General features: G+C 65.3%; 30 protein-coding genes. 18 read left to right on the top strand and 12 right to left on the bottom strand.

Going from position 1 to position 26,576, the window contains the following annotated elements; genetic code table 11:
* Window positions 1–343: 343 nt before the first annotated feature.
* On the top strand, window positions 344–865 hold the full coding sequence (locus QJT78_RS20325) for a hypothetical protein (protein WP_028153066.1): 522 nt from the start codon (window positions 344–346) through the stop codon (window positions 863–865).
* A gap of 253 nt (window positions 866–1,118) precedes the next feature.
* On the opposite strand, the gene QJT78_RS20330 is transcribed toward QJT78_RS20325, so the two are convergent.
* Window positions 1,119–1,898 carry a protein phosphatase CheZ gene (locus tag QJT78_RS20330; RefSeq protein WP_028153067.1) on the bottom strand — a complete coding sequence of 260 codons (780 nt, stop codon included), beginning with the start codon at window positions 1,896–1,898 and terminating at the stop codon, window positions 1,119–1,121.
* Window positions 1,899–2,212: 314 nt separating this feature from the next.
* On the opposite strand from QJT78_RS20330, the gene QJT78_RS20335 reads away from it, so the two are divergent.
* On the top strand, window positions 2,213–3,028 hold the full coding sequence (locus QJT78_RS20335; RefSeq protein WP_028153068.1) for a L,D-transpeptidase: 816 nt from the start codon (window positions 2,213–2,215) through the stop codon (window positions 3,026–3,028).
* A gap of 73 nt (window positions 3,029–3,101) precedes the next feature.
* Here the strand turns inward: QJT78_RS20335 and QJT78_RS20340 are convergent, their stop codons facing one another.
* From QJT78_RS20340 to QJT78_RS20365, 6 genes are all read right to left on the bottom strand, one after another.
* The gene (locus QJT78_RS20340) at window positions 3,102–3,965 is read right to left on the bottom strand and encodes a DUF2076 domain-containing protein (RefSeq protein WP_212480673.1); all 864 of its coding nucleotides are present in this window, start codon (window positions 3,963–3,965) and stop codon (window positions 3,102–3,104) included.
* A gap of 125 nt (window positions 3,966–4,090) precedes the next feature.
* A complete protein-coding gene (locus tag QJT78_RS20345) occupies window positions 4,091–4,936 on the bottom strand; it encodes a ChbG/HpnK family deacetylase (protein WP_028153070.1) in 846 nt (281 codons plus the stop codon).
* On the bottom strand, window positions 4,933–5,979 hold the full coding sequence (locus QJT78_RS20350; protein ID WP_028153071.1) for a glycosyltransferase family 2 protein: 1,047 nt from the start codon (window positions 5,977–5,979) through the stop codon (window positions 4,933–4,935). Before QJT78_RS20350 ends, QJT78_RS20345 begins: the two co-directional genes overlap by 4 nt.
* A gap of 85 nt (window positions 5,980–6,064) precedes the next feature.
* On the bottom strand, window positions 6,065–7,042 hold the full coding sequence (gene hisG, locus QJT78_RS20355; protein ID WP_028153072.1) for an ATP phosphoribosyltransferase: 978 nt from the start codon (window positions 7,040–7,042) through the stop codon (window positions 6,065–6,067).
* Between the two features lie 3 nt (window positions 7,043–7,045).
* The gene (locus tag QJT78_RS20360; protein ID WP_028153073.1) at window positions 7,046–8,197 is read right to left on the bottom strand and encodes an ATP phosphoribosyltransferase regulatory subunit; all 1,152 of its coding nucleotides are present in this window, start codon (window positions 8,195–8,197) and stop codon (window positions 7,046–7,048) included.
* A gap of 195 nt (window positions 8,198–8,392) precedes the next feature.
* Window positions 8,393–8,611 carry a hypothetical protein gene (locus QJT78_RS20365; RefSeq protein ID WP_245289314.1) on the bottom strand — a complete coding sequence of 73 codons (219 nt, stop codon included), beginning with the start codon at window positions 8,609–8,611 and terminating at the stop codon, window positions 8,393–8,395.
* 200 nt (window positions 8,612–8,811) lie between these two features.
* On the opposite strand from QJT78_RS20365, the gene QJT78_RS20370 reads away from it, so the two are divergent.
* Window positions 8,812–9,318 carry a hypothetical protein gene (locus QJT78_RS20370; protein WP_028153075.1) on the top strand — a complete coding sequence of 169 codons (507 nt, stop codon included), beginning with the start codon at window positions 8,812–8,814 and terminating at the stop codon, window positions 9,316–9,318.
* A gap of 172 nt (window positions 9,319–9,490) precedes the next feature.
* Window positions 9,491–10,339 carry a helix-turn-helix domain-containing protein gene (locus QJT78_RS20375; protein ID WP_244433245.1) on the top strand — a complete coding sequence of 283 codons (849 nt, stop codon included), beginning with the start codon at window positions 9,491–9,493 and terminating at the stop codon, window positions 10,337–10,339.
* Window positions 10,340–10,390: 51 nt separating this feature from the next.
* Here the strand turns inward: QJT78_RS20375 and QJT78_RS20380 are convergent, their stop codons facing one another.
* On the bottom strand, window positions 10,391–11,155 hold the full coding sequence (locus QJT78_RS20380) for a 16S rRNA (uracil(1498)-N(3))-methyltransferase (RefSeq protein WP_028153077.1): 765 nt from the start codon (window positions 11,153–11,155) through the stop codon (window positions 10,391–10,393).
* A 212-nt stretch (window positions 11,156–11,367) separates the two neighbouring features.
* Between QJT78_RS20380 and QJT78_RS20385 the strand changes: the two genes are divergently transcribed.
* Together QJT78_RS20385 and ubiA are read left to right on the top strand one after the other, a co-directional pair.
* Window positions 11,368–12,027, top strand: coding sequence for a hypothetical protein (locus QJT78_RS20385; protein ID WP_028153078.1), 660 nt, complete (start codon window positions 11,368–11,370; stop codon window positions 12,025–12,027).
* The gene (gene ubiA, locus QJT78_RS20390) at window positions 12,024–12,956 is read left to right on the top strand and encodes a 4-hydroxybenzoate octaprenyltransferase (RefSeq protein ID WP_038944546.1); all 933 of its coding nucleotides are present in this window, start codon (window positions 12,024–12,026) and stop codon (window positions 12,954–12,956) included. The genes QJT78_RS20385 and ubiA overlap by 4 nt, the downstream gene beginning before the upstream one ends.
* 95 nt (window positions 12,957–13,051) lie before the next feature.
* Here the strand turns inward: ubiA and QJT78_RS20395 are convergent, their stop codons facing one another.
* Window positions 13,052–13,570: a DUF6101 family protein gene (locus QJT78_RS20395; protein ID WP_028153080.1), complete on the bottom strand. Its 519-nt coding sequence runs from the start codon at window positions 13,568–13,570 to the stop codon at window positions 13,052–13,054.
* Window positions 13,571–13,846: 276 nt separating this feature from the next.
* Between QJT78_RS20395 and QJT78_RS20400 the strand changes: the two genes are divergently transcribed.
* The 7 genes from QJT78_RS20400 to QJT78_RS20430 all read left to right on the top strand — a co-directional run bounded on the left by QJT78_RS20400 (window position 13,847) and on the right by QJT78_RS20430 (window position 19,986).
* Window positions 13,847–15,250 carry a TldD/PmbA family protein gene (locus QJT78_RS20400; protein WP_038944543.1) on the top strand — a complete coding sequence of 468 codons (1,404 nt, stop codon included), beginning with the start codon at window positions 13,847–13,849 and terminating at the stop codon, window positions 15,248–15,250.
* Window positions 15,237–16,055, top strand: a complete 819-nt coding sequence (locus QJT78_RS20405) for a 3'(2'),5'-bisphosphate nucleotidase CysQ (RefSeq protein WP_028153082.1) — start codon at window positions 15,237–15,239, stop codon at window positions 16,053–16,055. The genes QJT78_RS20400 and QJT78_RS20405 overlap by 14 nt, the downstream gene beginning before the upstream one ends.
* A 60-nt stretch (window positions 16,056–16,115) precedes the next feature.
* Window positions 16,116–16,358 (top strand): DUF4170 domain-containing protein, encoded by a 243-nt coding sequence (locus QJT78_RS20410; RefSeq protein WP_014491932.1) that lies wholly within the window; start codon window positions 16,116–16,118, stop codon window positions 16,356–16,358.
* Complete coding sequence (locus QJT78_RS20415) at window positions 16,355–17,068, top strand: lysophospholipid acyltransferase family protein (RefSeq protein WP_028153083.1); 714 nt, start codon at window positions 16,355–16,357, stop codon at window positions 17,066–17,068. Before QJT78_RS20410 ends, QJT78_RS20415 begins: the two co-directional genes overlap by 4 nt.
* Entirely contained in the window at window positions 17,031–18,365 is a 1,335-nt protein-coding gene (locus QJT78_RS20420) for a 3-deoxy-D-manno-octulosonic acid transferase (RefSeq protein ID WP_038944541.1), read from the top strand. The genes QJT78_RS20415 and QJT78_RS20420 overlap by 38 nt, the downstream gene beginning before the upstream one ends.
* Window positions 18,358–19,374, top strand: a complete 1,017-nt coding sequence (gene lpxK / locus QJT78_RS20425; RefSeq protein ID WP_028153085.1) for a tetraacyldisaccharide 4'-kinase — start codon at window positions 18,358–18,360, stop codon at window positions 19,372–19,374. Before QJT78_RS20420 ends, lpxK begins: the two co-directional genes overlap by 8 nt.
* Window positions 19,375–19,650: 276 nt before the next feature.
* The gene (locus QJT78_RS20430) at window positions 19,651–19,986 is read left to right on the top strand and encodes a GYD domain-containing protein (RefSeq protein ID WP_028153086.1); all 336 of its coding nucleotides are present in this window, start codon (window positions 19,651–19,653) and stop codon (window positions 19,984–19,986) included.
* Between the two features lie 383 nt (window positions 19,987–20,369).
* On the opposite strand, the gene QJT78_RS20435 is transcribed toward QJT78_RS20430, so the two are convergent.
* A complete protein-coding gene (locus QJT78_RS20435) occupies window positions 20,370–20,597 on the bottom strand; it encodes a hypothetical protein (RefSeq protein ID WP_240537699.1) in 228 nt (75 codons plus the stop codon).
* Between the two features lie 480 nt (window positions 20,598–21,077).
* On the opposite strand from QJT78_RS20435, the gene QJT78_RS20440 reads away from it, so the two are divergent.
* Complete coding sequence (locus QJT78_RS20440; protein ID WP_028153197.1) at window positions 21,078–21,392, top strand: hypothetical protein; 315 nt, start codon at window positions 21,078–21,080, stop codon at window positions 21,390–21,392.
* A 16-nt stretch (window positions 21,393–21,408) separates the two neighbouring features.
* Here the strand turns inward: QJT78_RS20440 and QJT78_RS20445 are convergent, their stop codons facing one another.
* Window positions 21,409–21,636: a DUF2093 domain-containing protein gene (locus QJT78_RS20445; protein WP_014491939.1), complete on the bottom strand. Its 228-nt coding sequence runs from the start codon at window positions 21,634–21,636 to the stop codon at window positions 21,409–21,411.
* Between the two features lie 194 nt (window positions 21,637–21,830).
* Between QJT78_RS20445 and QJT78_RS20450 the strand changes: the two genes are divergently transcribed.
* Together QJT78_RS20450 and QJT78_RS20455 are read left to right on the top strand one after the other, a co-directional pair.
* Window positions 21,831–22,655, top strand: coding sequence for a dienelactone hydrolase family protein (locus QJT78_RS20450; RefSeq protein WP_038944540.1), 825 nt, complete (start codon window positions 21,831–21,833; stop codon window positions 22,653–22,655).
* Between the two features lie 294 nt (window positions 22,656–22,949).
* Window positions 22,950–23,099 (top strand): hypothetical protein, encoded by a 150-nt coding sequence (locus QJT78_RS20455; protein ID WP_193375976.1) that lies wholly within the window; start codon window positions 22,950–22,952, stop codon window positions 23,097–23,099.
* A gap of 156 nt (window positions 23,100–23,255) precedes the next feature.
* Here QJT78_RS20455 and xseA read toward each other — a convergent pair whose 3' ends face one another.
* Window positions 23,256–24,878, bottom strand: coding sequence for an exodeoxyribonuclease VII large subunit (gene xseA, locus QJT78_RS20460; RefSeq protein ID WP_028153199.1), 1,623 nt, complete (start codon window positions 24,876–24,878; stop codon window positions 23,256–23,258).
* A 136-nt stretch (window positions 24,879–25,014) separates the two neighbouring features.
* Here xseA and QJT78_RS20465 point away from each other — a divergent pair, with 136 nt between their 5' ends.
* Window positions 25,015–26,025, top strand: a complete 1,011-nt coding sequence (locus tag QJT78_RS20465) for an alpha/beta fold hydrolase (RefSeq protein ID WP_028153200.1) — start codon at window positions 25,015–25,017, stop codon at window positions 26,023–26,025.
* Complete coding sequence (locus QJT78_RS20470) at window positions 26,022–26,576, top strand: hypothetical protein (protein ID WP_028153201.1); 555 nt, start codon at window positions 26,022–26,024, stop codon at window positions 26,574–26,576. The genes QJT78_RS20465 and QJT78_RS20470 overlap by 4 nt, the downstream gene beginning before the upstream one ends.

The raw sequence follows: 26,576 nt of genomic DNA on the forward strand, positions 1-26,576 counted from the left end.
GTCGTCAGGCGGCGAAAAGCCGAAGGCAATCCTGTGCGCCTCGTCAGACAAGATGTGCGGCCGCATCAATCGGGCCCAAAAGCCGCACTCTCACGAATAGGACGGGTTAGCAATGGGCTTTCCGAGTGCTAATAGTGCGCCCGGAAATATGGCTTGGCCGCGATCCTGTCAAGCAAGGGTGGTTAAGCGATTGGTGAGGCGGATATAGGATCGTGTCTAGAGAAACTTATTGGTCGCGCTGGCGTATAAAGGACGTCATTGCTCCGACAGCGGTTTTGCGCTTGGCTGCAGGAGGGATGCGGTCGGGGTCTCATTTGGGGGACGGTTTGCTCGGGGGAATGTCATGATCAGGTCAGCTCACGCACGCACGGTTGCCAATCTGGCGGCCGCCTCTTGCCTGGTGCTGCTGCTTGGCGCCTGCGGCGGCGGTATGAGCCTGCCGTCGTTCTCGTCGTCTTCGCCGCCGCCCGAGGCTGAGCCCGGCACCGGCCCGGAAATGCCGGCGAGCATCCGCGCCGACGAGATCGTCGGCCGTTGGGGTCTCGCCTCGTTCCAGAATCCGGCCGACCGCGCCCGCACCGAGGCCGCGGCCCGGGCGCAGTGCAAGAATCCCTACGTGATCACCGCCGGTTCCTCCGGCGGCGTGATCATGCATCTCGCCGACCAGGCGACGCCGCAGGAGCTGCGGCTGAAGGGCTCGCCCAGCGGCAAGAACTACATCGGGCCGGCGGGTCCCACCCCCGGCGAGCAGGACCGCGAGATCGTCTCCTTCGACGGCCGCGTCCTGATCACCCGCTTCATCGACAAGGACGCCGCCACCCGCTACGGCAACATGGTCTACGTCCGCTGCGCGCCCAGGGCGTAGTCTCTCCTTCGTCATGCCCCGGCTTGCCGCCTTCGCTGAAGCTTCGGCGGCCGGGCGAGCTTGTGGCCCGGCGTAGCCTTGGCGGAGCCGGGACCGGGGGCATCCAGTACGCCGCGGCCTCTCGGCTCAATCACCGCCTCTGGAATACCGGATCGCCCGGTCAAGGCCGGGCGATGACAGCGGAGGGGATGCTCTCAAAACAAGAAACGCCGGCTCTCGCCGGCGTTTTGTTTTTCCGTAATGTCGCGCCGGATTAGTCGAACAGCGCGTCGATGTCGTCCTGCGAGGCGTGGCCGACGTCGCCGGCGAGCTTGGGGCCGTTGAGGAGCTTTTCGTCCTCGCTGCGGGTGTCGGCCGGCGCGGGCACATGGGCCTTGATTGCGTCGACGCCGCCCCAGATCTCCATCATCGCATTGATGTGCTGCTCGATGAACTTCATCGTGGTCATGACCTTGCTGATGCGCTGGCCGGTCAGGTCCTGGAAGTTGCAGGCTTCGAAGATCGAGATGACGCGTTCCTGGATGTCGTCGGCGAGCCGCTTCTGCTGGTCGGCCGATTGCACCTTGGACATCGCGCTGGCCGCCTGGTCGATCGATTCGGCGGCTTCGAGGATCTGCTGGGTCGCCTGCTCGGTGCCGCCGACGACCGCGCCGAGCTCGCCATTGACCTTGGCCATCTCGCCGCCGTCGAAGCTCTTGCCGTGCAGCGTCGCGATCTCGCGCTTGGTGCGATCGATGGCGTCGTGGATAAGGTCGAGCTCGACCTTCAGCTTCTCGCACTGCTCGATCTGCGCCCGGTAGGTATCGAGCATGGTACGAGCTTCAGAGAGCTCGTGGGCGGTGGAGGCGTCGATCGCCGCCATGGCTGCGCTGCCGGACAAGGGCACAGTGCCCTTCGCCATCTGTGCGCGGATCGCACGCAGCTCCGCCATGATCTCGCTATGCATCGGCGCAGCCTCCTCAATCATTTCGGGGCTGGGCATCTCGCCGACAATAGCCTCTTCGACACGAAAACGTTTGCGGTGAATAGCCATCAGGAACTCCCCCCACCTCACTCACGCGTCTTTGTAGGCAGAAGCAATTTAACACGAGGTTCACAGCGGGAACTGTTGAGCGGCCGCACGCGACGGCGCGAAAAGAAGCGATTAACCATGGGCCTGCGGCGTTCATCGAAAATAAACGCTGATCGCCAAATTGCACCCTCGCTCGCGACGTGGTGAATCGAAACGGCTGATACGTTTACCAAACAAAACGGCTTTTGCTCTTTATTGACCACGTCGCGGTCGCCGATCAGCCATCGGCTCTGCACGACGCATGTGATCTAGACGAAACAGTACAGAGTACGTCGATGTTCAAGAAAATGTCTGTCGCGCTGCTCGGCAGCGCTTGCACCTTCATTGCCGGCGCGAACAGCGCCAGCGCCTTTGACAATAGTGTGCCGAATGATCCGCCTGCGGTGCTCTACCAGCCGCAGGTGCAGCCGGCGCCGGTGCGCGTCGCCTCCAATGCAAATATGGGCGGCGGCTTCATCGAGTTCCTGTTCGGTGACGGTCCCGGCCGCGGCCCGGCCTACGCGCCGCAGCAGCCGGTCTATCAGCAGCAGCCCGGCTATTACGACCAGCGCCGCCTGCCGCCGATGGGCGAGCCGCAGATGCAGGGTGGATATCAGCAAGGCGCAGGTCTCCAGCAGGAGGCGGTCGATCCGCGCCAGCGTCCGTTCGATCCGAGATTCGAGAAGCAATCCGTCGACTATAGCGGCAAGGAAAGTGCCGGCACCATCGTGGTCGATACGCCGAACAAGTTCCTCTATCTCGTCGAGGGCAATGGCCGGGCGATGCGCTACGGCATCGGCGTCGGCCGTCCCGGCTTCACCTGGTCCGGCGTGAAGTCGATCACGGCCAAGCGCGAATGGCCGGACTGGACGCCGCCGGCGGAAATGATCGCGCGCCGGCCCGACCTGCCGCGGCACATGGAAGGCGGCCCGGAAAACCCGCTCGGCGCGCGCGCAATGTATCTGGGCTCGACGCTCTACCGCATCCACGGCTCCAACGAACCCTGGACCATCGGCACCAACGTTTCCTCAGGCTGCATCCGCATGCGCAACGAGGACGTCATCGACCTCTACGGCCGCGTCAATGTCGGCACCAAGGTCGTGGTGATGTGAGCGCCTGACATTCGACATGAAAACGGCCGCCTTCCGGGCGGCCGTTTTTGCTTGTCGCGCTGATCGGGCAGCCTCACGCGTAGTCGCTGCCGCCATCGTCTCCGCCGCCGAAATCGCTGTCGTCGGCCACGTCCATGTTGTCGTCGTCGTTGTCGTCGTAGTTCTGATCGTTGTTGTTGTCCCGGTCGTTCGACGCCTGGTCGGCGAAGCCCTGGCGGGAACCGTCGTCGCGGTCGCGGCTGGAGCCGATGTCGTTGAGACCGGCATCGCGCGAGAGCGAGCCGCCGGACTGGTCGCTGCCGCCCCAGGGACTTCCACCAGCGCTGCGGTCGCCGAGCGCGCTGGTGTCGCCGAAGGCCTGCTGGTGCGATCCGCCCATCATCCCGCGGATGCTGGAGAGCAGCAGCGAGCCGCCGACGACGCCGGCCGCGGCTGCCGCCGCGGTGCCGAGGAACGAGCCGCCGCCACCGCCCATCGGCGGAGCGCCATAGCCCTGACCCGGAGCTTGACCCGGAGCTTGACCTGGGCCTTGGCCGTAGGCCTGTCCATAAGGAGGCGGTGCGCCGTAACCGGGCTGCGTCTGCGGCATCGCCTGACCCGTGTTCCAGACCGGCCGCGCGTCACGCGGCGGCACGTTCGGAACCGAGCCGCGCGAGGGGCCTCCGCCGAACAAGCTATCGCGCATGGTATCGAGGAAGCCGCCGGACTGCGCCTGCTCGGGCGCATGGGCCGCTTCCAGCTCCTGGATGCGGTTATGGGCGCGCTTCAGCGCTTCGTCCTGCAACAGCGTGGTCTGCACCAGCGCGTAGACGGCGCCGGGGGCCTTGCGCAGGCCATCGGAGATCGCGGCGATCGCGTCGGGATCGCGCGGTGCATTTTCCAGTTTCGAAAGCCGGTCGAAAAGCTCGTCGACGAGCTGGCGTTCCTGCGGCGTCATGATCAGTCTCCCTCGCTCAAACCAAGCGCGAGGCAGATGTAGGGTTCCATTGTGGCCCCAACAGTGCCCGCCGGATTAAATTTCGGTATGCGACAAGCTGCCCCGCGGCTTGCTTTCCGCCGGTTTCACCCCAGCGTGACGCCGCTGTCGGCCAGCAGGCGCGCAAACGCATCGCCTGAGAGATAAGCATGCTCGCGTTCGCGGACGTCCGTCATCGGATCGAGGCCGGCGAGGATGTCGTCGACGAAGCCGGGGTGGCACATCACGAGGCCACCATCGGGGAGGCCGTCCAGAAACTGCCGCATCAACGCGCCGAAATCGGCCTCGCGCGTAAAATCATAGGCGCCGGCAAAGCCGGGATTGAAGCTGAGGCCGGCGCTGGCGGCGCGGCGGCGGAATTGTGCGCTCAGGATATCGAGCACCATGGCTTTTGGCGAGGTCAGCCGCTGCACAAGCGGCAGGTCGCGCCCGCCCTGGCGGACCCAGGCTTTCGGCGCGGCTTCGCTGACCGCATCGACAAAGCCGTCGCGCACCTGCGGATAGAGCTGCACATGCTGGTGGCCGTCGACGAAGTCGGGCGCGCGCCCGAACGCTTCCGCGAACGCCGCCAGCTGCGCCTTGACCTCATTGCGAAAGAATTCGCGGTCGAGCCGGCGCGCAAGGCCGGCGCGCAGCAGCTTCGGAAACGGCATGAACATGTCGCCGTCCAGCGGTCGGAAATGCATGGTGAGCGGCCGGAACGGCGCCGACAATGTCACGTGCAAGCCGATCGCGCAGCGCGGGCTTGCTTTAGCCGCCGTCTGGAGCGCCTCGATCTCGCCGCGCTCGATCGCCGGTCCCACCATCATCGCCGAGGTGGCATTGAGACGGCCGCGTTCGATCAGGTCGCGGATGGCGCTATTGACGCCCGGGCTGATGCCGTAATCGTCGGCGCAGAGCCAAATCCGCCGCAGGCCCGCGGCCGCGCTCATTCGGCGGCCGTCCTCTTCGAGGCGTCGTCGGCCTTCCCGGTCTCGAAATGCTTTTCGCTGTGCTCGGCGACGAAGTAGATCGGGCGCGCCTTCAGCTCGGACAGGATCTTGCCGATATATTCGCCGACGATGCCGATCATGATGAGCTGCACGCCGCCGATGGTCATCAGGCCGATCACGAGCGAGGGATAGCCGGGCACCTGCTTGCCCGTGGTCCAGACCTCCCAGAGGATCGAGAGGCCGAACAGGAAGGCGCCGCCGGCGAGGATCACGCCGAGCAGGCTGGCGAAGCGCAGCGGTGCCACTGAGAACGAGGTCACCCCTTCGATCGAAAGACCGAGCAGGCGCGCGGCGCTGAAGGTCGTCACGCCATGGGTGCGCGGCGCGGGCTCGTAATCGACGCGGATCTGGCGGAAGCCGATCCAGCTCGCGAGGCCTTTGAAGAAGCGGTTGCGCTCCGGCAGCTGCCTGAGCGCTGCGACCGCGCGTGGCGACAGCAGGCGGAAGTCGCCGGCGTCTTCGGGGATCTTCTGGCGCGCGCCCCAATTGATCAGCGAATAGAACCCGCGCACGGCGACGCGGCGCAGGAAGGGCTCGTTGTCGCGATGGGCCTTGGCGGTATAGACGACGTCATAACCGTCCTCGATCCAGTGCCGCACCAGCTGCTCGACCATGGCCGGCGGATGCTGGCCGTCGCCGTCCATGAACATCACGGCGCCGAGCCTGGCATGGTCGAGGCCGGCCATCAGCGCGGCTTCCTTGCCGAAATTGCGCGACAGCGACACCACCTGGACGTCGACCGCGTCGGCCGGCAGGGAGCGGGCGATCGAGAGCGTCGCGTCCGCGCTGCCGTCGTCGACATAGACGACCTCGCAGGCGAGGCGATAGCGCTGCCGCAGCGTCTTGGCGAGATCGCAGATGCGCTGGTGCAGGGCGGCGAGGCCCGCCGCCTCGTTGTAGACGGGGACGACAATCGACAACCCCTTCGCGGCGGCACTGGCCGCGGTGGTCGTCATGCCGGAAACGTCAGAGCCCAGCGTCATTGATCAAGGTTCCAGAGGCGTCCATGGTTCTCAACAGCATATGGTAGCTGCCGTTTGCTGTCGCTACGCTGAACGAACCTGAGGCTCACTGCCGCAGGAATGCCTCGAGCTTGGCGAACAGCGGGTTCTCCCGGTCGAACACATAGTCGAGCGAAACCACCGAGACGGTCTCGGCGCCATGCTCGCGCAGGAAGCTCGCCAGCGCATAGAGCTGACCCGGCGGACAGTGCAGCGTCAGCATGCCCGACGAGGTCGGCCCGCCGAACGGGGCTTCGACGCCGAAGCGCTCGTGGGCTTCGCCGAGCAGGGCGGCGTCGCATTGCTGGAAGCGGGTGCGGACCTCGCGGTATTTGTTGGCCCGCGCCCTTGCTGCGATGTGATCGAGGATGACGCGCGCGGTCTCCCGCGCCTGCGGCGACCAGTCGGCATCCCTAGAGGCGACCAGATTGGCCTGGCTGCGCAGAATCACGCCGTCGTCGAGCACCCGCAAGCCGTTGGCGGCGAGCGTCGCGCCGGTCGTAGTGATGTCGACGATCAGCTCGGCGCTGCCGGCCGCCGGCGCGCCTTCGGTCGCGCCCGCGCTTTCGACGATGCGGTAATCGGTGATGCCGTGGCTCTGGAAGAAGGTGCGGGTGAGGTTGATGAACTTGGTCGCGACCCGCATCCGCATGTGATGCTGCTCGCGGAAGCCGGTGGTGACGTCGTCGAGGTCGGCCATGGTACGGACGTCGATCCACGCCTGCGGCACCGCGACGACGACGTCGGCATAGCCGAAGCCGAGCCCGTCGATCAGGGACACCCGCTTGTCGGCATCCGCGATGTTCTCGCGCACCAGGTCTTCGCCGGTGACGCCGAGATGCGCGAAGCCGCGCGACAGTTGCGAAGCAATCTCGCTCGCCGAGAGATAGGCGACCTCGACATTGTCGAGGCCCGCGAGCGTGCCGCGATAGTCGCGCGCGCCGCCGGCCTTCGACAGCTTGAGTCCGGCGCGGGCGAAGAACGCCTCGGTGTTTTCCTGCAGGCGGCCCTTGGAGGGAACGGCCAGGACGAATGGCGCGCTCATGACTTAAGCTCCCACCTTGCGACCGATCCGGGTCAGCGCGTCGACCCAGACCGAGAAGCCGACCGCGGGGATCGGCTCGGCCGATCCGAGCTGGGTCATCAGCCCGTCATAGCGGCCGCCGGCGACCAGCGGCTCGGCGCCGTTGCCCCTGTGATGCAGCTCGAATTCGAAGCCGGTGTAATAGTCGAGGCCGCGTCCGAACGCGGTCGAAAAGCGCGTCTGCTTAACGTCGATGCCGCGCGCGGCCATGAAGCCGACCCGGCTTTCGAACTGGTCGACGGCAGCGCTGAGGTCGAGCTTCGCGTCCGTGGTGAGCGCGCGGAGCTCGGCGACGGCATCGTCGGGATTGCCTGCGATCGACAGGAAGCGCTTGAGCACGGCAATCGCCTCGCGCGGCAGCGCGCCGCCCTTCAGCGTCGACTGCTCGAGGAAACGGTCGGCGATCTCGGCCGTGGTGCGGCCCCCGACATTGGTGGTGCCGGCGATCGACATCAGATCGGTGACGAAGGCGAGCGCCGCCTTGCGGTCGGAGCCGGCGAGCGCGGCCAGCACACCCTCATATTCGCTGCGGGTCGCGGTGGTCGCGGCCGCGAGCTTCTCCAGATCTTTTTCCAGGCTGATCTTGCGGTTGAAATCCTTGACCAGGCGGCGGCGCCACACCGGATAGAGGTCGAGCGCATCGAGCAGGGCGTTGAACAGCGCCACGTCGCCGGTGCGGATCTCGACATCGCGGACACCGAAGGCGGCGGTCGCTTCCAGCGCCAGCGCCAGCATCTCGGCGTCGGCTGCGGCGCGGTCCTGGCGGCCGAACGATTCGATGCCGGCCTGAAGAAACTCGCTGGCCTGACCGCTGCGGTAGCGGAACACCGGGCCGAGATAGCTGAACCCGGCCGGCTGGCCGGCGCGGTTCGAGGTGAGGTAGTCGCGGGCGACGGGGATGGTCAGGTCCGGGCGCAGGCAAAGCTCCTCGCCGGACAGGTCCGTCGTCAGATACAGGCTCTTGCGGATGTCCTCGCCGGAGAGGTCCAGGAACGGCTCGGCCGGTTGCAGAATCGCGGGCTCGGCCCTGACATAGCCGGCCTGCGCGAACGACAAGAGCAGCGTATCCGCCCAGGCGGCGGAGCCGGCAGCATTTGAGGTGGCAGTCGCGGTCATAACAGGGGTCCATCGTCCCGGCGGAACCGGGCAGGGCGAAAGAAGGGAGGCGAATTGGCGCAGGCCTTAGCATGGCGCGAAAGCGGTTTCGACCTCCAAAGGATCAATCGCTTAATGGCTTTGGAGGTGGGGCGCAGCGATCTGTCAGAAAGTATTTTAGGTATTTTAATACCTAGTACGGGAGGGGCTTGGTTTTCACTCAGTGTGGCCAGGGAGATCTCTGGGCGCATCGCCAAGCGATGCATCGGTCGAGACGAAGGCAGGCCCTGCGGTTTCGGACGCGGCGTGATCTGCGAGCTCCTCGGCAAGCTCGGGAATTCTCTGCCTCCTGCTCGGGTCCCTTATGCCGAGAAATGCCTTGATGAGCCCGAGCTCCTCGCGTCGCCGCCTGTCCGATGCAACATCGTCGTCCATGGCCATGTCGTCCTGCGCGACAGCCTCATTGCCCGTCGCTGATTCTTGTCCGCGCATGCGACTCAATGCAGCAACCGCAAGCTCAACGTCACATTGAGAAATTGAGGAGGACAGGCAAGTCGTCGCATACTCATATTGGGTATGGCGGATGATCCGTTTGCTGCTGCCTTCGTTTACAATGTGAATATTGGTTTCGATTCATGCGCAATGCATCAGATGTTATCCGGACGGTCTCGCGACACACGCTGGCCTATATGCTATTTTCGATCAGCGAGCTGTTCCGGCACTACGACGAATTCGATCCGCTGGACCTATTGATCGTTCATGCGATTCTCAACGCAAACGTGATCAATGTGATGAACGATCCGTCGCTGGACGAGAGATTCTCCAGCATTCACGCGGTCGAGCCGGATGCGATCAAGCAAGGGGTGTCCCGCGCGGCGCTCTCTCGCTTCCTCAGCCTGCCGCTCGAGACGGTTCGCCGTCGCGTGACGGGACTTAAGAGACGAAAGATTCTCGCCGAAACCAAGGCCGGGCTCATCGTGACCGAGCAGAACGCATTCAGGTTTGGAAACAATCACGAACTGCAGAAGACGAATATGCTGCTGCTCACAAAACTGCTTCGCGATCTCAAGCGCGCCGGCATCAATGGGCCGGATGATCTGCGTGCCCCCAAGGGCGCTGCATCGACAAGGAAGGCGAAGTAAGCGGCAGGATATGGATCAAAGCCTTCTCGATACTGCTCGCGATGGAACGCAAAGAACAGCATTGGACGGCTTGCTGTCGTTTCAGGGCCTCAAGCCATCCGCGGCTCTCGAGCTCCGATCGTACGACATCGATCATTTCGGAGAGAGTGAGAGATATGCCGGCGCATCCAGCATGCCGCTGTCGGCGGGGGCGACTGCAATCAAGCGCGCCCGGCTCAGCCTGCCAGCCCTGACGCTGTCTCTGGTGAAGACCTTCCCGCGGATCATCCGCGGTTATGATCTGGCGCACGCCATCGCGGTGGCGGTGCCGATGGACCATGTGACCTCCACCCGCATCAACGGGCAATCAATTGGTCGCTCCATACTCGTTCTCAAGGGAAGATCCGATTGCCTGGTCTATGAGCCGGCGGGGCGTTTGTGGGCTGTCGCCTATTTCAGCCTGCCCGAGCGCGAGCCCTGGTCTCAGCTGGATGACGGCTATCATTTGCTGAGTCCGGCATCGGAAGTCCTTGCCTCCCTGCATGGCTCGATTTCCACGACGCTTGAAACCGCGGCACATGATCCAGACTTCCTGAACGAGCCGACGTCGCGAACGGCGGTCGAACAATCCCTGTTCGTCGCAATGGATGCTGCCATTCGGTCCAACGTGAATCGCGGGCCCATGCACTCCACGACGGACAGCTATCAGCGGATCGTCGCAGAGATGGAACGATTGATCCGCCACGATCTCGCGATCTGGCACAAGACGACCGAACTGGCAGAGCGGGTGGGCGTGTCCGTTCGGACCCTCCAGAGTGCGACGCAGGCCATCTGCGGCATGAGCCCTCATCGCTACAGCCGGGTCTTGCGCCTCTGGTCGGTACGAAAGCAGCTGCGCACTGGCCCGGCTCGTCGCAGTGTGAAGGCCTGCGCAATCGGCCATGGCTTCTGGCATCTGAGCGAGTTCGCAGCGAGCTACAGGGCGGCTTTCGGAGAGCTGCCGTCCGAGACCCTGCATCGGTCGAAGCGAGAGGTCATCTAAAGCGCGAACCTGTAGAGCCGCCGCGCGCGAATCGACGTTAGGTTCGCTTGGTTAGGTGCCGGCCCAATCGCCCAGCACTGCCTGCACCAGCGCCAGCGCCGCCACCGCGGCCGTGTCGGCCCGCATGATCCGGGGTCCCAGCGCCAGCCGCAGGATTTTCGGCTGCCGCAGCAGCAGGGCGCGCTCCTTCTCGGCAAAGCCGCCTTCGGGGCCGATCAGCACGTCGATGCCAACGCTGCCTTGGTCTTGTCCGGCTTCGCGCGCGTCTTGCAGGCTCTGAACGGGGTCTTGGACCTCCGTCGCCTCGTCGCAGAAGATGAGCAGCCGGTCGGCAGGGCGCTGACTGAGATACCGGTCCAGCGGCACCGGCTCGGCCACCGTGGCGATGCTCAGGATGCCGCATTGCTCGGCGGCCTCGACCACATTGGCACGCATCCGCTCGGTGTTGACCCGGGAGGCCTGGGTGAAACGGGTCAGGACCGGCTGAAGCGTGGCGGCGCCCATCTCGATGGCCTTTTGGACCATGTAGTCCAGCCGGGCATGCTTGAGCGGGGCAAAGACGTAGGTCAGGTCGGCGAGCCGGTCCTGGGGCCGGGCCTGCTGGAGGATGACGAGGCCGTCCGGCCGCTTGCGGCCTTCGATCGCGGCCTGCCACTCGCCGTCGCGGCCGTTGAACGCCAAAACCTCGGCCCCGGCGGCAAGCCGCAGCACATTGCCGAGATAATTGCCCTGGTCGCGGTCGAGCGGAACCCTGGCGTCCTGGGCAAGGGGGACGTCGACAAACAGGCGGGGGGCACGAAAATCGTGGGAGGGCATCGTTCAAAGGTCCAATTTGCCGCCGTTATTAACCGAAAACCGCCATTTCGGGGGTAAATATTGCCGAATCGGTGCGTCGGCGCGCCGCGCTCTTGCCCTATTCGACGGGTTGTTAAGGGCCGGCGGGAATCGTAAAATCGAGAGCACGCTGGTTGCGCTTCAATTTGGGAAGACGCCGAACCCCGTAAGCTCCTGCCGGAGAGACTGCCTTGATGATCCGTCGTTTGATGGTTCCGATTACTGCCGCCATGGTCACCTTGGGCGCCGCGGGTGCCCACGCGCAGGGCTTCCCTGCGCCGCTGCCTGGCCAGGCCCCAACCAGTTCCGCGTTTCCGCCCGTGAACGGCTCGGCGCCGACCGCTTCGGTCGGTGCAGCGCCCCAAGGATCGTTTCCCGTGAACGGCGCCGCGCCCGTCGGTGGCGCAGGTGCCTTCAGCGCCGCCCCGCCGACGCAAGGCGGTCCCGGCGAGGACTGCATGAAGACCTTCATGCCCCTGCGCGAGGAAGCCGAGAAGCGCGGCAAGCTGATCAAGGCCGCGAGTGATCGTCACGCCGCGCCGGACGAAGCCTGCAAGCTGATCCGCAATTTCAGCCAGGCTGAGACTAAGATGATCAAGTACATCGAGGCCAACGCCTCGAAGTGCGGGATTCCGGCGCAGGTCAGCGCGCAGATGAAGGATGGCCACAAGAACACCGAGGCCATGGCGACGAAGGTCTGCAACGTCGCGCAGCAGATGCAGAACCAGCCGCGCGGTCCGGCCGGTCCGTCGCTGAGCGAGGTGCTGGGTTCTGGCTCTGCGCCTGAAGCCAATGCCGGCAAGAAGGGCGGCAGCACCTTCGACACGCTCAACGGCAACGTCCTCACCCGATGAGCGACACATCCGCCCGCGTTGCCGATTCCACCGGCAACTGGGTCGATACGCTCGCGCCGCAATGGGCGCGGCCTTATTTGCGCCTGTCGCGCTTCGATCGTCCGATCGGCTCCTGGCTCCTGTTGATGCCGTGCTGGTGGTCGGCGGCGCTCGCCGCCGGCATGGCGCACGACGTCCGCGGCCTGCCGCTCACCATCGTGCTGTTCTTCATCGGCGCCTTCGTCATGCGCGGAGCAGGCTGCACCTGGAACGACATCACCGACCGCGATCTCGACGACAAGGTCGAGCGCACCCGCTCGCGGCCGTTGCCGTCGGGCCAGGTGACGACCAAGCAGGCGCTGGCCTTCATGGTCGCGCAGGCGCTGACCGGTCTCGTGGTGCTGCTGCAATTCAACCGCTTCGCGGTCCTGACCGGCATCGCCTCGCTTTTGATCGTCGCGATCTATCCCTTCATGAAGCGCATCACCTGGTGGCCGCAGATCGTGCTCGGCCTCGCCTTCTCTTGGGGCGCGCTGATGGGATTTGCCGTCACCTTCGGCCGCATCGAATTGACCGCGCTGGTGCTCTATGCCGGATCGATTTCGTGGGTGATCGGCTATGACACGATCTATGCGCATCAGGACGCCGAGGACGACGCGCTGATCGGCATCAAGTCCACCGCGCGGCTGTTCGGCGCGCACACGCACCAGGCGCTGATCCTGTTCTACGGGCTTGCGGTGATGCTGATCGGCGTCGCGCTGGCCTCAGGCGATGCGCGCTGGCCGGCCTGGCTCGGGCTTGCGGCGTTCGCCGTGCATCTGGCGTCGCAGATCGTGCGGCTGGATATCAGCGACCCCTTGCTCTGCAAGCGCCTGTTCTACTCGAACAAGTATGCGGGCTTCCTGCTGTTTGCGGGATTGCTGGTCGACGCGGTGATGCGGGCGGCGTAGCTGCCCGTAGGGTGGGCAAAGGCGCTTCCCGAGATTGAGATAAAAAAGGTGGGCACGCTTTCGTTTTGCCCACCCTACGGCACTGTGCGTGCCGTTCAATTCCTTGCGATGATCTCGCGTTCGCCGTGATGAACCGACAGCTCGCGCGTCATGGCGGTGCGCCGGCGCATCAGGAATTTCGGACGGCGGGCGCGGATCGCATTGGCGCGGCGACGGCGCGCCGTGGGCTCGCGGGCACCTTCGTCGAGCTGCGGAAGCGCGAACAGCTCGCTCCAGATCGCCCAGGCCTCGGCGAGCTCGTCGCCATCGGTGCTGACCAGTAGCGGAACGGACAGCGAGGGATCGCGATGCACGAGGACGAGGGTCTGCGCCTCGTCATTGCCGCGCAACGCAACGCCGATGAAGTCGCTGACGCGGACGTTGATCGCCATCTGCATGCCGCGGACGGCACGGCGCAGCACGACACGCTCGCGATGAAGCTCGATCTGCCTGGTGTATCCGTCGGCGCGCGGATCGTGCGCATCGAAGCGGACCGGAAGGGAAAGAGGGTCGAGCCGCAAGCTGCGGCCCGACCCGGCGGGAGCGGTCCCGCTTGTTGCTGTTTGACGCCTCACGGCTTTAGTTCTCCCCGCCGGGATTATGTTCCCGGTCGATGCGAGGACCTTAGCGCGCGCCGTTCCGAAACCACTTAAAAAGGCTGGTTAATCCAGCGTCACCGCCGCTCATGATTGACAAGACCTTGGCACGCATGATTGACGAGACGTTGCGCCGAACTTGCGAATCTGAGCTTTTTGCGGGCTGAAAACGCTTGAAGTCCGTACCAATTGGGCACATCTGGTGTTCAGGGCCGGTATCGCCCCGAAACCTCCCGCCGCAACAGGATTTCGTTTGTGAACCCTTCACCAAGCTCGACGCTTTCGCCCCAGGATTCGTCCAAAGCCAATCGCGACCTGTTCGATCAGTCCGCGCTCTCCGATCTCGCGCAGCGGCTGGTCGAGGCGGCCAAGCGCGCCGGTGCGGATGCGGCCGATGCGGTCGCCGTGCGCGGCGTCTCGCAGGGCGTCGAGGTGCGTGACGGGCGCGTCGAGGAATCCGAACGCTCCGAGGGCGACGATGTCGGTCTGCGCGTGCTGGTCGGCCAGCGCCAGGCGGTGGTCTCGACCAACGACGTCAGCGGCGATGCCGTGACCAAGCTTGCTGAGCGCGCGGTGGCGATGGCGCGCGTCGCGCCCGACGACAAATATGTCGGCCTCGCCGATCCCGCGCTGCTCGCGCGCGACTTCCCCGATCTCGATCTGCTCGATCCCGACGTGCCCGCGACTTCCGAGCTCGAGCGCCGCGCGCTTGAAGCCGAGGCTGCCGCGCTTGCCGTGAAGGGCGTGACCAAATCCGGCGGCGCCTCCGCCTCCGCCGGCATGGGCGGCATGGTGCTCGTCACCAGCACCGGCTTCCATGGTTCTTATTTGCGTTCCAGCCAGGGCATTTCGGCGACCGCGATATCGGGCGAAGGCACCGGCATGGAGCGTGATTACGACTTCACCTCGGCGCCGCACGGTGCCGATCTCCTGTCGCCGGAAGTCGTCGGCCGTTCCGCCGGCGAGCGCACCGTGGCGCGTTCCAATCCGCGCAAGGTCGAGACCTGCAAAGTGCCGGTCGTGTTCGATCCGCGCGTTGCGGGCTCGCTGGTCGGCCATGTCGTCGGTGCCATCAACGGCGCCTCGATCGCACGCAAGACCAGCTTCCTGAAGGACAAGCTCGGCCAGCAGCTGTTCGCCAGGAACATCCGCATCATCGACGATCCCCTGCGCAAGCGCGGCCTGCGCTCGCAGACCTTCGATGCCGAAGGCGTCGCGGTGAAGAAGATCGCGCTGATCGACGAGGGCGTGCTGACGACCTGGCTGCTCGACTGCGCGACCGCGCGCGAGCTCGGTCTTGCCACCACCGGCCACGCCCATCGCGGCGTCTCGTCCTCGCCGTCGCCGGGGCCGTACAATCTGCATCTCGAACCGGGCACGCCGACCCCGGCCGAGCTGATCGCCGACATCAAGCAGGGCTTCTACGTCACCGACCTGATCGGCTCCGGCGTCAACGGCGTCACCGGCGATTACAGCCGCGGCGCCTCCGGCTTCTGGATCGAGAATGGCGAGCTGACCTATCCCGTCAGCGAAGTCACGATCGCGGGCCATCTGTTCGAGATCTTCAAGTCGATGCAGCCGGCGAACAATCTCGAGTTCCGCTACGGCATCAATGCGCCGACGGTGCGCATCGAGGGTTTGACGCTTGGCGGACGCTGACGCGCATGCAACAGACGAAACCATCCTGACGCGCGACGCGGCGCTGCTGCAGGACGCGGTGCGGGAGGCAGGCAGCCTCGCGCAGTCGATGTTCCGCACCGAATTGAGGAAGTGGACCAAGGGCGCGTCCTCGCCGGTGTCGGAAGCCGACATTGCCGTCAACGACCTGCTCGAAGCGCGCCTGCGCGCGGCGACGCCCGATTATGGCTGGCTGTCCGAGGAGAGCGCGGACGACGAGGTGCGGCTGTCGCGGCGGCGGACCTGGGTGGTCGATCCCATCGACGGCACCCGCAATTATCTCGGCGGCCATGACGAATGGTGTGTCAGCGTCGCGCTGGTCGAGGACGCCTCGCCGGTGCTGGCTGCGGTGTTCGCGCCCGCAACCGACGAGTTCTTCTTCGCGGCCCGCGGGCAGGGCACGACGCTCAACGGCAAGGCCGTGCGGGCGGCGTCCGGATCAAAGCTCGACTTCACCCGCGTCGCCGGCCCGAAGCCGATGGTCGAGCGGCTCAATACGGCTGGCGGCGACATCAAGCTGCATCCGCGAATCGGTTCGCTCGCGCTGCGCCTGTGCCGGGTCGCCGATGGTGTGCTGGATGCGGCTTTTGCCGGGGGCAACAGCCATGATTGGGACCTTGCGGCGGCCGATTTGATCGTGCAGGAAGCGGATGGTAGGATGAGCGACCTCTCCGGAGATCCCATCCTCTATAACCGCCGGGAAGTCACGCACGGGGTGCTGGTGGCAGCGGGTCGCGATCGTCATGCGGGCATCATCGCGCATTTTCGAAATCGGCCCTTGCCCTGAGTGCGTCCGCCGTGCTTCTCGAACACTGCTTTGCCGGGCAGCCCGTTAGGAACAGAACCCATGCCAGATAGTGCCCCGCAACAATTGCTGCATCTCGTCATCGGCGGCGAACTGCTCGATCTCGAGCACAACACCTTCAAGAACCTCGATGACGTCGAGATCGTCGGCCTCTATCCGAACTACGCGTCCGCTCACGTCGCCTGGCGCGCTAAGGCGCAGAGCACGGTCGACAACGCGCAGATGCGCTACTTCATCGTCCATCTCCATCGGCTGCTCGACCCGAATCAAGAACCGGCACGTTGAAAAAACTGCTTCGCAATACGCTGCGAAGCAGCTGGCTTCAGCGTTCCGTCGGGGTTCTGGCGGCCGAATATCTGCGTCTGGTCTGGCGGACCAACAAATTCACGTTCGATCCGCCGGAGGTCTATGACATCGTCGAGCCGCAGATCCCCGCGATCTTCGCCTTCTGGCACGGCCAGCATTTCCTGACGCCCTTCATCAAGACCAAGGAGTCCTACCGGGCCAAGGTCCTGATCTCGCGGCATCGCGACGGCGAGTTCAACGCGATCGCCGTCGAGCGGCTCGGCATCGGCCTCATCCGTGGTTCCGGTGACCACGGCGGCGCCTTCCACCGCAAGGGCGGGGTGGGGGCGTTCAGGGAAATGGTGCACACGCTCCAGGACGGTTGTAATGTCGCGCTGACCGCCGATGTCCCCAAGCGCTCGCGCGTGGCCGGGCTCGGCATCATCATGCTGGCACGGGAATCGGGGCGGCCGATCATGCCTTTCGCGATGGCGACCAGCCGCTTCATCCGGCTCAAGAACTGGGACCGCACCACCATCAACCTGCCGTTCGGGCGGGGCGCATTGGTCGGCATCAAGGAAATCCACGTGCCGCCGGATGCCGACGCCGCCACCATGGAAGCGCTGCGGCTGGAGCTGGAAGAGACCTTGAACGAGGCGACCCGCCGCGCCTATGCGCAACTCGGCCGTCCGGGGCCCCAAGATGGCTAATTCGCTGCCGATAACGCTGCGGATGTACCGGCGCCTGGCCTCGGGCCTGGTGCCGCTTGCGCCGGCGCTGATCAAGCGGCGGCTGAAGCAGGGCAAGGAGGATCCCGCCCGCGTCGGCGAGCGGCGGGGCCTGTCCCGGGACGTGCGTCCGCACGGCCCCCTGGTCTGGATTCATGGCGCCAGCGTCGGCGAGGTGCTCGCCGCAGCCGCGCTGATCGAGCGCCTGCGCGACCTCAATCTGCGCATCCTGCTCACCTCGGGCACCGTCACCTCCGCCGCCGTCGTCGCGAAGCGGTTTCCGCCCGACGTCATCCATCAATACGTGCCGTATGATTCGCCGCGCTATGTCGCGCGCTTCCTCGATCACTGGAAGCCGTCGCTGGCGCTGTTCATCGAATCCGATTTGTGGCCGAACCTGATCCTGGCGGGCGCTGCGCGCCGCCTGCCGATGGTGCTGATCAACGGGCGGATGTCGCCGCGCTCGTTCCCGCGCTGGCGGCGGATGTACGGCACCATCTCGGCGCTGCTGTCGCGGTTCGACATCTGCCTGGCGCAGTCGAAGACCGATGCGGAGCGCTTCTCCGCGCTCGGCGGCCGCGACGTGGTCACCACGGGCAATCTCAAGCTCGACGTGGCCGCGCCGCCGGCCGATCCCGCCAAGCTCGAGCGGCTGATGGCGATGACGCGCGGCCGCCCGATCATCGTCGCGGCCTCGACCCATCCGGGCGAGGACGAGATGCTGGTCGCGGCGCATCGCAGCCTCGTCGGTTTCTTCCCGCAGCTCCTGACTGTGATCGTGCCGCGGCATCCGGATCGCGGCGCCTCGATCGCCGGCATGATCACGGCGTCGGGCCTGAAGCCGGCGTTGCGCTCGCGCGAGGAATTGCCGACGGCCGCGACCGACGTCTATGTCGCCGACACCATGGGCGAGCTCGGCCTGTTCTATCGCCTCTCGCCGGTCGTGTTCATGGGCGGATCGCTGATCCGCCATGGCGGCCAGAATCCGATCGAGGCGATCAAGCTCGGCGCCGCGATCGTCCATGGTCCGCACGTCTTCAACTTCGCCGATGTCTACGAGGCACTCGACGGCAGCGGCGGCGCGCGCCAGGCCGACACGCAGGAGACGCTGGTCAAGCAGATCGGCCAGTTGCTGGCCGATCCCACGGTGCGCGACGGGATGCAGCGCGCCGGCGCAGGCGTGGTCGAGGATCTCGGCGGCGCGCTCAATCGCACCATGACGGCGCTTGAGCCCTATCTGTTGCAGCTCACCATCGAGATGGGGGCCGCCAATGCGTGAGCCGGCCTTCTGGTACCGGCCGCGTTCCTTCAAGTCTCATGCGTTACGGCCGTTGGGCTTGCTCTATGGCGCGATCACCGAACGGCGCATGCTGCGCCAGGGCTTTGACGCCGGCATCCCCGTGATCTGCGTCGGCAACTACCATGTCGGCGGCGCCGGCAAGACGCCGACCGTGCTCGCATTGACGAAGCTGTTGCGCGAGCTCGGCGAGACGCCGGTGGTGCTCAGCCGCGGTTATGGCGGGCGCCTCAAGGGTCCGGTCATGGTCGATCGCGAGCGCCACACCGCTTCCGACGTCGGCGACGAGCCGCTGATGATGGTGCGCGACGTTCCTGTCGTGGTCGCGCACGACCGTCTCGAAGGCGTCGCGCTCGCGAAGTCGCGGGGCGCGACCGTGATCCTGATGGACGACGGCTTCCAGAACCCGCGCCTGCTGAAGGACGCCTCCCTGATCGTGATTGACAGCGAGCGCGGCCTCGGCAACGGCAAGGTGTTTCCGGCCGGTCCCTTGCGCGCGCCGCTGAAGGCGCAGCTCGCGCGCACCGATGCGCTGGTGCTGATCGGCAATGGCCATGCCGCCAACGATGTCGCGGCGGAGCTTGCGAAGCGCAACAAGCCGGAGCTGCGCGCGCGCCTGAAGCCGGATGCGGCCTCGGTCGCGCAACTCCTCGGCAAACGAGTCTTTGCGTTCGCCGGCATCGGCGATCCCGCGCGTTTCTTCCGCAGCTTGCGCGCCTGTGGCATCGAGGTCGCGCGCACGCGCCCCTTCGCCGATCACCACATGTTTTCGCAGAACGAGATCGCGGCGCTCGCAGCGGAGGCGCAGCGCGAGCAACTCACGCTGGTGACGACGGAAAAGGATCTAGCGCGCCTGCGCGGCCGCGAAGGCGTGCCCGACGGCATCGTGCCGTTCGCGGTGCAGCTCGAATTCGATGATCCGGCAGCGCTCCGGCAATTGATCAGCGATCATCTCTACAAGGCGCGCGAGCGGCGGTTCGGCAGGCGATGATTTCTTCGGGTGAGCAAGGCGCTCCGCCGTAGCCCAACACCGCGCGCCTTGCGATATGCGACATGTCGCGGCGGATGAATTGTCTTCCGCGCGTTCGGGAGTTGATGTAGCCTTGCACGAGAGCCGTCACCGGGACGTGCCGAACTCCCGGCAATCATCGGCGGCGTTTATGCCCACGGCGGGCAACGTACCTTCATCATTTCAGATGCGAGACCGTTACGATCAGTTCGGAACGGTAGGGAGAGTTATTGCCAAAAGCTCAGAGGAGAATATGCCATGCATTTTTGCCTCACTGGACAATATACACCACGCGCTCTCAACGCCATTTTGGAAAACCCCACGACCAATCGCCAGGAGGCGGCGAGAAAACTCATTGAAGCGGCCGGCGGCAAGCTGGTTTCGATGTACAGCGTTGCTGCCGACGGTCCAGGCGTTCTGGTGATTTTCGATGTGCCTGATCCGAGCGCGGCTCCGGCCATCTCCGGTCTGACCGTCACGACGGGCGCCCTGCAGAACGTGAAACTGACCCGGCTGTTCACGCAGGACGAGATCAAGCAGGTCCGCCAGAACGCGGCGAAGCTGCGCTCTTCGTATACTCCGCCCGGAGGCTGACATCCGGATCTCACGCGATGCCGCCGCAATCGTATCAGGCGGCGGCAACGCTTACCTCACAGCAAAGAGCAGGTCTGCACGCTGAGGCGAGGCGAAGGCCTTCCGGCGTCTATCGACAGACGATGCGGGAGGGCGCGTGCTGTGTCCGGCGCCACAGGTCCGACTGAACGTGCTTGCCAGCGGACCCGCTAACGGCGTGCAATCCCGGCTCAGCGGTCAATCCCCTCACCAGGCTCCAACGGCCATCATTCCGATGATGGTCAGGCACGAGACGCAGGCCACCATGACAGTATAGCATTCGGGTGTATTCATCGCTTGCTCCCAAACTGCCGCCAATTGCTTGGTCACTGCTACGCGGGAGAGTTCGCCGGTCTCGGGCCGCTTCAATGCGGCACGCCGCGACCAGTCTTGCGTTGTGCGTCCGTCCTCTCATCGTCACCCTGATCCGCAAGATGATGATGCGCTTCGGGAGCTTCAGAGCGTTGAGCTGTGATCAGAAGCTGTTTCCGCATTTCAGCGAGGCGGGCGCGGCAATATTCACGATAGAGCATGTCTAGTATGGTGGGCATGATCACCCCCATCGTTGACTTTCGATCTACAAAATATTCCACCGCGAATTTTCGAGGTGATGGTAGCCCGCCAGATGGCTCTTCAATATGAGCCCGTTCACAGACTGCGCCAATTCCAAAGCTCAATGGCCGTTTGGTTGACTTGATGGTCTATGCGATAAAGCAACAGGGCTAATTACCTAACGCGCACTCTAGCAGCGCTCTGTTTCACCAGAACTTCGTCAAACAACTTAAGGGCGCCGAACCGCAGCGAAAAATCCAACCACAGCGCGAAGTGACTTACCACGGAGTGCAAGCGCGATTCGATGCAACGCGGATCGGCGCGACGGAGATCATTTCGGCGGCGAGGCGCGCAGTTCAGGTACCCGCGAACATCGTCTCCATCCTCATACTGCGCGATAAGCCGTGCCGCTCGTGCAACGCCGGCAGGAGAGTTACACTTTGCTCACCCTGTAGCAGCCTGCCATTCAGGCGACATTCATCGCAAGACGCCTATCGGTTCCAGACGATCAGGAGAATCCGATGAAACTGCCATCCGCAGCCGTCGCTGCCAGTCTTGTGTGTCTGATCATTGCGCCCGTGATTGCGCAGACGGCGCCGACGACGGCTCCCGCTGCGCCAACCGGCACGGTGCCAGTCCCCGCGACCAAGCGCGTCACGTGTCTTGCGACGACGCAAAGCCTGAAGGGACAGGACAAGCGCGACCAGATGCAGCTCTGCATGGCGCAGGCACGGGTCGATTGCCTGAAGCAGGCGATCGATCAGAAGGTTGTAGGCGAGCCCAGGAAGAGTTTCATCAAGACCTGCGTGGGCGGCGATGGCACGGAGCAGCAATAGTCGCGTGCCGGTGGCCTCACGGCTGCGGCTTCAGCGCGCCGGGGAAATGCCGCTGCAGCACGGCGGCGGGCGTGGCGTAGGCCTCTTGCAGGTCCACGCTCCAGTACTTCAATTCGTCGAGCGGTATCCGCGTGTCGGTGATCGCGCAGCGTACGAAGGTCCCCGGCGAGATCACGCGGAAATCGCCGTCGAGATATTGCACCTGCGCTTCGCCATGCCCCGAGGGGCCGAACTTGTTCAGCACGGTCGAAAGTCTCCGTGGAAGGCCTCTCCGTGGAAAACCCTGGAGGGCACGATGTGTTGGACGGGATTTAGCATAGATAGGGTGGCTTGTCCGCCCGGTAAACCCACCGGTTTGTGATGTTTTGCCGCCGTTTCCGCATGATAGTGCTTCGCGCGAGGGATGGCCGGTTCCGGCATCTTCCACGGCAGAATCCGATGCGCCTTCGACTGACCGCCCTGTTCATGATGCTGCTGATGTCGGCCGCGCACGCTGCGCCGGCGCCGCAGCAGGTCGACATTCCGCTGTCGTCCGGAATCCTGCATGGGCAGCTCTACAAGCCCGAAGGCGAGGGGCCGTTTCCGACCGTGATCGCGCTGCACGGCTGCGGCGGCCTTGGCAATCATTCAGAATCGGTGCTGCCGCGCTATCGCGACTGGGCGTTGCAATTGCTGAAGGCCGGTAACGCCGTGCTGCTGCCCGACAGCTACGGTTCGCGCGAGCTCGGGCCGCAATGCCGCGTCAAGGAGATGCACATCAAGGCCCGTCGCGAGCGCGTCGCCGACATCGCGGCCTCGCGCGTCTGGCTGATGAAGCAGAGTTGGGTCGCGCGCGACCGCGTCAGCCTGATCGGCTGGGCCAACGGTGCCAGCGCGCTGCTCTGGGCCGTGCGTCCGCAGAGCGCTGCGCGCGAAGCCGGGCCGGATTTTCGCGCGGCGATCGCGTTCTATCCGGATTGCCGGATCTCCGCCGGCCTCGGCTGGAGCGCGCGGGTGCCGACCCTGGTGCTGATCGGCGCCAATGACGACGTCTCGTCGCCGCCGGCCTGCCGCCAGATGGTCGACGGCGCGCGCGGCCGCAGCGCGCTCACGCGCATCGTGGTCTATCCCGGCGCCTATCACGATTTCGACCGCGCCAATACGCCGCTGCACGCAGCTGCCGGCACCATCGACGCCGCCGCGCCCGAGCACGGCCATCTCGGCACGGACGCAGAGGCACGCGCGGAGTCGCAGCGGGAAGTCGCGGAGTGGCTGGCGCGGTGAGGATATCGTAGCCCGGATGGAGTGCAGCGAAATCCGGAACGGTCGCAGCGCGTGGCACGATCCCCGGATTGCGCTACGCTCCATCCGGGCTACGCACTGCTTGTCCCGCCGAAGCTCGTAGAGCGAAGGCGGAAGCGGGGCCGCCCGAGGAACAACGTCAGGCGGACAGCCCCGCATCGACCACCGCCCTGCACGGAGTATGGCCGACCGTGAATCTACGTATCGCGTGTCTCGACGGTTTCAGCAGGTGCCGTCGCCTTAGTTCGACCACGATGTCGATTAAACGCAGTCCTCATGCGCAATCGCTTCGTCCTGTTCTCATCCGCACTGATCGTCTTCACCGTCGCGATCTTCCTGTTTGAAGCCCACGCCTTCGCGCCGCAACGCGCACCGGAACATTGCGGCTTCTGGACCACGATCGACGCGGGATTGTCCTGCCGGTAGGACGGGCTACGCGTCCCACATACTGGCTGTCATCGCCCGGCTTGACCGGGCGATCCAGTACTCCGAGACGTCAGTGATTCATCGAGGGGCTGCGGCGTACTGGATTCCCCGCCTGCGCGGGGAATGACACCGAGGGCGGAACGCCGCCCTCGCGCCTCAGAACAAATTGCCCTGGTCCACCGGCTTGGCCACGCGCTTCGGCGCGGCCTTGGTGTCCTGCGCGGCCGGCTTTGCCTGCGCCGGCGCACGCTTTGCCGTCGGCGCCGGGCGATCCGCATCCGCCGTCGCGCCGACACGGCCGTCCGCAAACTCGATCTCGAGGCGTGCGCCGGGACCAATCGCGTCCGCCGCATGCAGGGGATGGCCGGCTTCATCCCGCACCAAGGCAAAACCGCGCGCGAGCACGCCGCGATACGACAAGGCCGAGAGCAGCTTGCCGCTGTTCTCGACGCGGGCATCCAATCGCTGCAACAGCGTGGCAAGCGCGCGGCCCGCGCGCTCGGCCAGACGATGCGTGCGCTCGCGCTGGCGGGCAATTGCGTTGCGCTGCGCCTGCGCATTCGAAAGTTTGGAGGCGCGCAAGCGCACCTCCAGCCCGGCGAAACGGTCGCGCCGTTGCCGCAGCAGCGAGCGCGCGGACAGGCCGAGCCGCTCGCCGCACACGGTGAGGCGGTGATCTGCCTGCGAAATCTGCCCGTGCAGCACCCGCAGCGTCAGCTTTGCGCTCGCCGCGGTAAACCGGCGGAAATGCGCATGCGTGTTGGCCTTGAGGCCGCGGGGGAGCGACGCGCCCGCCGAATCCAGCCGTTGCCGCGGGATCGCGAGCAGGTCGCCTGCCGCGGGCAGCGCGCGCGCGGCGGCGCGCAGCTCGCTGCGGCGGCTCTCATGGGCACGCTGCCAATAGGCGCGGGTGCGCCGCGCGAGATCGGCGACCTCGACAAAGAGATCGCTGCGCACCGGCACCGCCATCTCGGCCGCTGCCGTCGGCGTCGGCGCGCGCTTGTCGGCGACGAAGTCGATCAGCGTGATGTCGGTCTCGTGCCCGACGGCCGAGATCAGCGGGATCATGCTCTCGGCTGCCGCCCGCACCACGATCTCCTCGTTGAACGACCAGAGATCCTCCAGCGAGCCGCCGCCGCGTGCGACGATCAGCACGTCCGGCCGCGGAATCTTGCCGCCTTCCGGCAGCGCGTTGAAGCCGCGGATCGCGGCTGCGACCTGCTCGGCCGAGCCTTCACCCTGCACCTTGACCGGCCACACCAGCACGTGGCGGGGAAAGCGATCCTCCAGCCGATGCAGGATGTCACGGATGACGGCGCCGGTCGGCGAGGTCACCACGCCGATCACCTCCGGCAGCCACGGCAGCAGCTGCTTGCGCGCCTCGTCGAACAGGCCCTCGGCGGCGAGCTTCTTCTTGCGCTCCTCCATCAGCGCCATCAGCGCGCCGATGCCGGCCGGCTCCAGCGCCTCGATCACGATCTGGTACTTGGAGGAGCCCGGATAGGTCGTGAGCTTGCCGGTGGCGATGACCTCGAGCCCTTCCTGGGGCTTGAAGCGCATCCGCCCGTGCACGCCCTTCCAGATCACCGCCTCGATCTTGGCGCTCTCGTCCTTGAGCGCGAAATAGCAGTGGCCGGAGGAGTGGGCGCCGCGGAACCCGGATATCTCGCCACGGACCCGGACATGGCCAAAGGCGTCCTCGACCGTCCGCTTCAGGGACTGCGAGAGCTCGGAGACGGTGAATTCGGGGGCGTTGAGCAGTGGTTCCGCAGGCGGCATCGGCAAACGATTCGGCATTTTGGGGTCAGACCCGACGTTAAGGATTTTCGCCGCGCGGCGCCAATCCGGGGATTGATATGGAGAGTACTCTGTAATATAGAGTTCTCTATCGTTGATCAGTTCGAGGGAGTTTGCGATGGCGATGCGGCTGCTGCGGGGTTCTCTAAGCCTGTTGAAATGGGGCCTGTGCGCGGTTGGCGCTGTCGCGCTGCTGCTCACCGCCCTGATCGCGACGCCGCTGGAGCGGCCCGCCGAAATGCGCTCGGTCTCGGACTCCGCCAAGGGGATCGACTGGTCCACCCTCCCGCCGCTGGAGCGCTTCCAGGCCCGCGACGGCACCTGGCTCGGCTTTCGTCACTATGCGCCCAAGGGCGCGGACACCGGACGCGGCGCCATCTTCATCCACGGCTCGTCCGGTTCCTCCGGCACCGTCAATCATGCCCTGACGGCGGCATTCGCCGCGCACGGCGTCGAGACCTGGGCACTCGATACGCGCGGCCACGGCGCCTCCGGCACGCGCGGTGATATCGGCTATGTTGGCCAGCTCGAGGACGATCTGGTCGACTTCGTCGCCCATGTCCGCAAAAGCGCGCCCGATTTGCCGCTGACCTTGATCGGTCATTCCGCCGGCGCCGGCTTCTCGCTGCGTGTTGCCGCGACGCCGATCATGCAGGACCTGTTCGTCCGCACTGTCCTGATCGCGCCTTATCTCGGCTACGACGCGCCGACCAACAAGCCGCACGCCGGCGGTTGGGCCAATGCTGATCTTCCGCGCTACTTCGGGCTGGCGGCGCTGCGTAAGCTCGGCATCGAATGCTGTGCGCAGCTTCCGGTGCTCGCCTTCGCCGTGCCGGCGAATTCGGCGAAGTACCTCACCTCTACCTATTCCGACCGCCTGATGCGCAACTTTGCGACACGCGGCTACCGGCTCGATCTACCGGCAACGACACGACCGATCACGATCATCGCCGGCGCCGAGGACGAGATGATGATCTCGGACAAATATGCTGAGACCGTCCAGGCGATCAAACCATCGGTCGACGTCAAGATGATCGACGGCGTCAATCACATGGGCCTGGTCACCAATCCGAAGGCGGTCAATGCGATCGCCGAGGACGTCGCAACGCGCGGGGCAGGGCAGTCATGATCGACAGCAAGGAGGCGTCTGCAGCGCTGGCCGACATCGACGACATCGTCCAGCGCGTGAAGCAATCGCAGCTCTACGAGCTCGCAAGCCTCGCCGCGGTCTGGTGGGGAGTCCTGGTGTTCGCAGGCAATCTCGTGACCTGGCTCTGGCCGATCTACGCGGTCTACGCCTGGGTTGCGGTCGATGTTCTCGGTGTCGGCGGTCTGGTTGCGCTCCGCCTGCTCAATCCGCCGCATCATCCGCATGGCGCCGCCTTCAACATCAGGCTCGTTCTGGTCTTCGTGCTGTTCTTCGCCTTCGGCTATCTCTGCACCAACGTCGTCGGCCATTTCGGTCCACGCCAGCTCGGCGCATTCTGGCCGCTCTACTTCATGCTGTTCTATACGCTGGCGGGTCTCTGGTTCGGCTACGCCTTCGTCGCGATCGGTCTTGGCATCGCTGCGCTGACACTGATTGGGTTCTTCTACATCGGAGAGGCGTTCCCGCTCTGGATGGCGTTCGTCAATGGCGGCGGTCTGATCCTTGGCGGACTCTGGATGCGGCGGATCTAG

This window comes from Bradyrhizobium sp. Mp27, from assembly GCF_029953005.1.
GTDB lineage: Bacteria > Pseudomonadota > Alphaproteobacteria > Rhizobiales > Xanthobacteraceae > Bradyrhizobium > Bradyrhizobium barranii.

What these genes read in the sequence shown, in the direction of transcription:
- ubiA (WP_038944546.1), top strand. Translation starts at nt 12,024, where the DNA reads ATGAGCGACACATCCGCCCGCGTTGCCGATTCCACCGGCAACTGGGTC.
- QJT78_RS20410 (WP_014491932.1), top strand. Translation starts at nt 16,116, where the DNA reads ATGCCAGATAGTGCCCCGCAACAATTGCTGCATCTCGTCATCGGCGGC.
- QJT78_RS20380 (WP_028153077.1), bottom strand. Translation starts at nt 11,155, where the DNA reads ATGCCCTCCCACGATTTTCGTGCCCCCCGCCTGTTTGTCGACGTCCCC.
- QJT78_RS20365 (WP_245289314.1), bottom strand. Translation starts at nt 8,611, where the DNA reads ATGGACGACGATGTTGCATCGGACAGGCGGCGACGCGAGGAGCTCGGG.
- QJT78_RS20350 (WP_028153071.1), bottom strand. Translation starts at nt 5,979, where the DNA reads ATGACGCTGGGCTCTGACGTTTCCGGCATGACGACCACCGCGGCCAGT.
- QJT78_RS20450 (WP_038944540.1), top strand. Translation starts at nt 21,831, where the DNA reads ATGCGCCTTCGACTGACCGCCCTGTTCATGATGCTGCTGATGTCGGCC.
- QJT78_RS20420 (WP_038944541.1), top strand. Translation starts at nt 17,031, where the DNA reads ATGCGCAACTCGGCCGTCCGGGGCCCCAAGATGGCTAATTCGCTGCCG.
- QJT78_RS20340 (WP_212480673.1), bottom strand. Translation starts at nt 3,965, where the DNA reads ATGACGCCGCAGGAACGCCAGCTCGTCGACGAGCTTTTCGACCGGCTT.
- QJT78_RS20385 (WP_028153078.1), top strand. Translation starts at nt 11,368, where the DNA reads ATGATCCGTCGTTTGATGGTTCCGATTACTGCCGCCATGGTCACCTTG.
- xseA (WP_028153199.1), bottom strand. Translation starts at nt 24,878, where the DNA reads ATGCCGCCTGCGGAACCACTGCTCAACGCCCCCGAATTCACCGTCTCC.
- QJT78_RS20330 (WP_028153067.1), bottom strand. Translation starts at nt 1,898, where the DNA reads ATGGCTATTCACCGCAAACGTTTTCGTGTCGAAGAGGCTATTGTCGGC.
- QJT78_RS20430 (WP_028153086.1), top strand. Translation starts at nt 19,651, where the DNA reads ATGCATTTTTGCCTCACTGGACAATATACACCACGCGCTCTCAACGCC.
- QJT78_RS20375 (WP_244433245.1), top strand. Translation starts at nt 9,491, where the DNA reads ATGCCGCTGTCGGCGGGGGCGACTGCAATCAAGCGCGCCCGGCTCAGC.
- lpxK (WP_028153085.1), top strand. Translation starts at nt 18,358, where the DNA reads ATGCGTGAGCCGGCCTTCTGGTACCGGCCGCGTTCCTTCAAGTCTCAT.
- QJT78_RS20470 (WP_028153201.1), top strand. Translation starts at nt 26,022, where the DNA reads ATGATCGACAGCAAGGAGGCGTCTGCAGCGCTGGCCGACATCGACGAC.
- QJT78_RS20440 (WP_028153197.1), top strand. Translation starts at nt 21,078, where the DNA reads ATGAAACTGCCATCCGCAGCCGTCGCTGCCAGTCTTGTGTGTCTGATC.
- QJT78_RS20345 (WP_028153070.1), bottom strand. Translation starts at nt 4,936, where the DNA reads ATGAGCGCGGCCGCGGGCCTGCGGCGGATTTGGCTCTGCGCCGACGAT.
- QJT78_RS20325 (WP_028153066.1), top strand. Translation starts at nt 344, where the DNA reads ATGATCAGGTCAGCTCACGCACGCACGGTTGCCAATCTGGCGGCCGCC.
- QJT78_RS20465 (WP_028153200.1), top strand. Translation starts at nt 25,015, where the DNA reads ATGGCGATGCGGCTGCTGCGGGGTTCTCTAAGCCTGTTGAAATGGGGC.
- QJT78_RS20360 (WP_028153073.1), bottom strand. Translation starts at nt 8,197, where the DNA reads ATGACCGCGACTGCCACCTCAAATGCTGCCGGCTCCGCCGCCTGGGCG.
- QJT78_RS20370 (WP_028153075.1), top strand. Translation starts at nt 8,812, where the DNA reads ATGCGCAATGCATCAGATGTTATCCGGACGGTCTCGCGACACACGCTG.
- QJT78_RS20455 (WP_193375976.1), top strand. Translation starts at nt 22,950, where the DNA reads ATGCGCAATCGCTTCGTCCTGTTCTCATCCGCACTGATCGTCTTCACC.
- QJT78_RS20335 (WP_028153068.1), top strand. Translation starts at nt 2,213, where the DNA reads ATGTTCAAGAAAATGTCTGTCGCGCTGCTCGGCAGCGCTTGCACCTTC.
- hisG (WP_028153072.1), bottom strand. Translation starts at nt 7,042, where the DNA reads ATGAGCGCGCCATTCGTCCTGGCCGTTCCCTCCAAGGGCCGCCTGCAG.